5 protein-coding genes are annotated in these 5595 nt (G+C 73.2%); 4 read left to right on the top strand and 1 reads right to left on the bottom strand.

Going from position 1 to position 5595, the window contains the following annotated elements; genetic code table 11:
* The 4 genes from VF825_RS05555 to VF825_RS05570 all read left to right on the top strand — a co-directional run.
* On the top strand, positions 1–743 hold a 743-nt coding region (locus VF825_RS05555; RefSeq protein WP_331110994.1), incomplete at its 5' end, for a hypothetical protein.
* 172 nt (positions 744–915) lie between these two features.
* On the top strand, positions 916–2292 hold the full coding sequence (lpdA, locus tag VF825_RS05560) for a dihydrolipoyl dehydrogenase (RefSeq protein WP_331110996.1): 1377 nt from the start codon (positions 916–918) through the stop codon (positions 2290–2292).
* A 30-nt stretch (positions 2293–2322) separates the two neighbouring features.
* Positions 2323–4119 (top strand): 2-oxoglutarate dehydrogenase, E2 component, dihydrolipoamide succinyltransferase, encoded by a 1797-nt coding sequence (sucB, locus tag VF825_RS05565; protein WP_331110998.1) that lies wholly within the window; start codon positions 2323–2325, stop codon positions 4117–4119.
* Between the two features lie 14 nt (positions 4120–4133).
* Positions 4134–5048 (top strand): TIGR01777 family oxidoreductase, encoded by a 915-nt coding sequence (locus VF825_RS05570; protein WP_331111000.1) that lies wholly within the window; start codon positions 4134–4136, stop codon positions 5046–5048.
* 39 nt (positions 5049–5087) lie between these two features.
* Here the strand turns inward: VF825_RS05570 and VF825_RS05575 are convergent.
* The coding region (locus tag VF825_RS05575) for a hypothetical protein (RefSeq protein ID WP_331111002.1) at positions 5088–5595 on the bottom strand (508 nt) is incomplete at its 5' end.

The following is a 5595-nucleotide window of genomic DNA, read 5'->3' on the forward strand; positions in this document are numbered from 1 at the left end:
TCACGACGCTGGGCGCCCGCCTGCGCATCCGGCGCGCCTACACCGTCTACGCGGGAGGTCTGACCCCGGCCGACGGGCTGCCCGACGTGCGCCAGTGCGACCAGCTGCTCTGGGACACCATCGCCGTCGCGGTCCCGAAGGACCTGCGCACTCAGATCACCGAGCTGGTCATCTTCGAGGGCCACGACAGCAACCAGGCGGGCGAGCTGCTCGGGGAGGTCGAGCCCTCGGCGCACGACCACGCGCGCTGGCGGCTCGCCCTGCGCGTGGACGACACCGACCCGCACGAGCTCCTGCTGACGATCGCGCACGAGATCGCCCACCTGCTCAGCCTCGGGCCCGACCAGGTCGCCTACAGCTACACCGACGACGAGTGCCCCACCTACCTGACGTTCACCGGCTGCCTGAACACCTCGAGCATGCTCCTGACCTTCCTCGACGACACGTGGACGATGCCGCTGTTCCGGGAGTGGGCCCGGATCGACGCGGTGGCGTCGGAGCCCACCCGCCTGTCGCGGCTGGATGCCTTCTACGACAAGCACCGCCGCGAGTTCGTCACCCCCTACGCGGTCACCTCCCCGGAGGAGGACTTCGCCGAGTCCTACGCCTCGTGGTGCGTCGACGGCGACCGGTCCGGCGAGGACGGCGCGGACAAGGTCCAGTGGATGGGCGACTCCGCGGCGGTGGCCCTGGGGTCGGTCGACGGCTGCGGTGTCCTGCGCGAGCTGGCGCGCAGGAGCTGAGCAGCCGCGGCGACGCGCGCCACGCCACCTGGCACGCGGCATACCTGCGTGAGACTCCCGGGTGAAGAAGTGACAAGATGCACCCTGACGTCCCCGCCGCCGCCGGTATGCCGCGTGACGGGCTCCGGGGGCAGGACAGAGTCAGCGCCGAACGCAAGGGAGCGTCAGCGATATGTCGGCAGGTGCCGAGAACTTCGACATCGTCATCCTCGGCGGCGGCAGCGGCGGCTACGCCTGCGCGCTCCGGGCCGCGGAGCTGGGCCTGTCGGTGGCCCTGGTGGAGAAGGGCAAGCTCGGCGGCACCTGCCTGCACATGGGCTGCATCCCCACCAAGGCGCTGCTGCACGCCGCCGAGGTCGCCGACACCGCCCGCGAGGGTGAGCAGTTCGGCGTCAAGACCACGTTCGAGTCGGTCGACATGAAGGGCGTCCACGCCTACAAGGACGGCGTCATCAGCCGGCTCTACAAGGGCCTGCAGGGGCTGGTGAAGTCCCGCAAGGTCGAGCTGGTCGAGGCCGAGGGGCGCCTCGTCGCCACGAACACCGTCGAGGCCGGCGGGCGCACCCTGGTCGGCAAGCACGTCGTCCTGGCGACCGGCTCCTACGCGAAGACGCTGCCCGGCCTGGAGATCGGCGGTCGCATCATGACCAGCGACCAGGCGCTCTTCCTCGACGACGTCCCGAGCCGCGTGGTCGTGCTCGGCGGCGGCGTCATCGGCGTCGAGTTCGCCTCCGTGTTCCGCTCCTTCGGTGCCGAGGTCACCATCGTCGAGGCCCTGTCGCGGCTGGTCGCCGCCGAGGACGAGGCCGTGTCCAAGCAGCTCGAGCGCGCCTTCCGCAAGCGCAAGATCGCGTTCAAGACCGGCGTGAAGTTCGCCGGCGCCACCCAGTCCGGCGACACCGTCACGGTCTCGCTCGAGTCGGGCGAGAGCATCGAGGCCGACCTGCTGCTCGTCGCCGTCGGCCGCGGCCCCAACGCCAGCGGCATGGGCTACGAGGAGCAGGGCATCGCCATGGAGCGCGGCTTCGTCCTCGCCGACGAGCGCCTGCGCACCAACGTCGAGGGCGTCTACGCCGTCGGCGACATCGTGCCCGGCCTGCAGCTGGCCCACCGCGGCTTCGCCCAGGGCATCTTCGTCGCCGAGGAGATCGCCGGCCTGAGCCCCGCGGTCATCGACGAGATGGGTATCCCGCGCGTCACCTACTGCGACCCGGAGATCGCCTCCGTGGGCCTCACCGAGGCCCAGGCCCGCGAGAAGTACGCCGAGGTCGAGACCCTCGAGTACAACCTCGGCGGCAACGGCAAGAGCCAGATCCTGCAGACCCAGGGTTTCGTCAAGCTCGTCCGCGAGAAGGACGGCCCGGTCGTCGGGGTCCACATGATCGGCGCCCGCATGGGCGAGCAGGTCGGCGAGGCGCAGCTCATCTACAACTGGGAGGCGCTGCCCTCCGACGTCGCCGGGCTCATCCACGCCCACCCCACCCAGAACGAGGCGCTCGGCGAGGCCCACCTGGCTCTTGCCGGCAAGCCGCTGCACGCCCACGCCTGACAGCCACCGCAGAACGAGGAGACACCACACATGTCCGAACGCGTGACCATGCCGGCCCTTGGTGAGTCCGTCACCGAAGGCACCGTGACGCGCTGGCTGAAGAACGTCGGCGACACCGTCGAGGTCGACGAGCCGCTGCTCGAGGTCTCGACCGACAAGGTCGACACCGAGATCCCCTCGCCGGTCGCCGGCACGCTGCAGGAGATCCTCGTCAGCGAGGACGACACGGTGCCGGTCGGCGCCGACCTGGCTGTCATCGGTGATGGTGCCGCCGCCCCGACCGAGCAGGCATCGGCCGAGCAGGCACCCGCCGAGCAGGCTCCGGCCGAGCCGGCCCAGGAGCAGGCCGCCGAGCAGCCGGTCTCCGAGGCGGCGCCGCAGGAGGCAGCCCCCGAGCAGGCGGCCCCGGCGCAGTCCGCACAGCCCGCCTCCGGTGGCGGCGAGGTCTCCGGCGGCACCACCGTGACCATGCCGGCGCTGGGCGAGTCGGTCACCGAGGGCACCGTGACCCGCTGGCTCAAGGCCGAGGGCGACCAGGTCGAGGTCGACGAGCCGCTGCTCGAGGTCTCCACCGACAAGGTCGACACCGAGATCCCCTCGCCGGTCGCCGGCACGCTCACCAAGATCCTCGTCAGCGAGGACGACACGGTGCCGGTCGGCGCCGACCTGGCCATCGTCGGCGGCGAGGCCGCTGCCGCGCCGGCCCAGGAGGCCCCCCACCAGGAGGCCCCCCAGCAGGAGGCTCCGAAGCAGGAGGCCCCGGCGGCTCCGGCCCCGCAGGCTGCCCCGGCCCCGCAGGCCGCTTCGACCCCGCAGGCCGCTCCCGCGCCGCAGGCTGCCCCGGCTCCCGCTGCCCTGGCCGCGCCCGCGGCCAAGGTCGGCAGCGAGACGGACGCCTCGGCATACGTCACCCCGCTGGTGCGCAAGCTGGCCGCGGAGAACAATGTCGACCTCGGCTCGCTCAAGGGCACCGGCGTCGGCGGCCGCATCCGCAAGCAGGACGTCCTCGACGCCGCGGAGAAGGCCAAGGCCCCCGCCCCGGCAGCCGCTCCCGCCGCGTCTCCGAGCGCACCGGCCGCGAGCGCCCCTGGCGCCCCGGCGGTCTCGCCCAAGCGCGGCACCACCGAGAAGATGAGCCGCCTGCGCAAGGTCATCGCCCAGCGCATGGTCGAGTCGCTGCAGGTCTCGGCCCAGCTGACCACGGTCGTCGAGGTCGACGTCACCAAGATCGCGCGCCTGCGCGGCAAGGCCAAGAGCGAGTTCGAGCGCCGCGAGGGCGTCAAGCTCAGCTACCTGCCGTTCCTGGCGCTGGCCGCGGTCGAGGCCCTCAAGGCCCACCCCAACGTCAACGCCAGCGTCGAGGGCGACCAGATCACCTACCACGGCCAGGAGAACCTCGGCATCGCCGTCGACACCGAGCGTGGCCTGCTCGTGCCGGTGATCAAGAACGCCGGCGACCTCAACATCGCCGGCCTGGCCCGGGGCATCGCCGACCTCGCCGAGCGCACCCGCACCAACAAGATCACCCCCGACGAGCTCGGTGGCGGGACGTTCACGCTGACCAACACCGGCAGCCGGGGTGCGCTGTTCGACACGCCGATCATCAACCAGCCGCAGGTGGCCATCCTCGGCACCGGCGCGGTCGTCAAGCGCCCGGTCGTGGTGACCGACGCGGACGGCGGCGAGACCATCGCGATCCGCTCGATGATGTACCTCGCCCTGTCCTACGACCACCGGATCGTCGACGGCGCCGACGCAGCGCGCTTCCTGTCGACGATGAAGCAGCGGCTCGAGGAGGGCGCCTTCGAGGCGTCCCTCGGCCTCTGAGCGGGGACGACACGATGCCGCAGCGCGTCGCCATCACCGGAGCCTCCGGCCTGGTCGGCGGCGCGCTGTCGGCGTTCCTGAGCGGCCGCGGCGACGAGGTGCTCCACGTCGTGCGCCGCGAGCCGCACACCGCCTCCGAGATCGGCTGGGACCCCCGGCACCGCACGCTCGACCCGGCGGCGCTGTCGGGGGTGACCGCGGTGGTCAACCTCGCCGGCGCCAACGTCGGCGGCAAGCGGTGGACCCCGGCCTACAAGCAGGAGATCTTCGCCTCCCGCGTCGACAGCACCCACACCATCGCCTCGGCCCTGGCCGACCTCGGCGAGCCGGTGCGGCTGGTCAACGCCTCGGCGATCGGGATCTACGGCTCCGACCGCGGCGACGAGGTCCTCACCGAGGACAGCGAGCCGGGCCAGGGCTTCCTCGCCGACGTGGTGCGCGCCTGGGAGTCGGCCACCAAGCCCGCGGCCGACGCCGGGCTGCCCGTGGCGATGGCCCGCACCGGCCTGGTCATGGCGCCCGAGGGCGGGGCGTTCGAACGGCTCCTCACCCTCGGCCGGCTGGGCCTGCTCGGCCCGCTCGGGTCGGGCCGGCAGTACTGGAGCTGGATCACGCTGCGTGACGTCGTCCGCGGCTACGTCCACCTCATCGACCGGGATGACGTCACCGGCCCGGTCAACCTCGTCGGTCCGGCCCCGGCCCACCAGGCCGACGTCGCCCGTGCGGTCGCCACCCAGCTGCACCGGCCCTCCCTGGTGCCGGCCCCTGGGTTCGCGCTCAAGGCCGTGCTCGGCGAGTTCGCCGACGACGTCCTCGGCAGCGCGCGGGTGATGCCGAGCGCCCTCACCGCCTCGGGCTTCTCGTTCGAGCACGACACGCTCGAGCAGGCCGCTGCCTGGCTCGTCGACGAGGCCGGTCTCGCCGCCTGACCCGCGCACGGGACAGCGCCCGGACCAGCGAGCCCACCCTCAGCGGTAGCTGCGGATGCGCCAGCCCTGCGCCGTCCAGGCCAGCGTGAACGTCAGCGGGGGGCCGGGGCCCGCGGGCATGGACCGGGTCGCTCCCCCGGACTCGACCACGACGTAGGCCGCGGTGTCGACGCGCGCCCGCAGCGTCGCCGTGGTGCCGGCCACGGTCCCCGACGCGTCGCGCACCGTGAGCCGCAGCCCCCGGTAGGTCGCCTGCCGCGACAGCAGCGTGCTGACCCGGGTGACGTCGGTCTGCAGGGCCGGTGACCCGGGTGCGTCCACCGCACCGAGCGCGGCCGGGTCGCGCGCCGTCCACGCCGCAGCCCGGCGGTCGGCCAGCTGCTGCCACCGCTCGCGCGGGGCTCGGACCGAGGCCCGCCGGTCCATCACCACCCCGCCGACCACCGGCCCCGGGCGGTCGGTGTGCCGGGTCGCGGCCCAGGCGCCGGAGACCCCCAGCAGGGCCACCGCCAGCAGCGCGCCGCCGGTGAGCGCCCACGGGCGCCAC

The sequence above is a fragment of the Oryzihumus sp. genome (genome assembly GCF_036391795.1).
Classification (GTDB): Bacteria; Actinomycetota; Actinomycetes; order Actinomycetales; family Dermatophilaceae; genus Oryzihumus.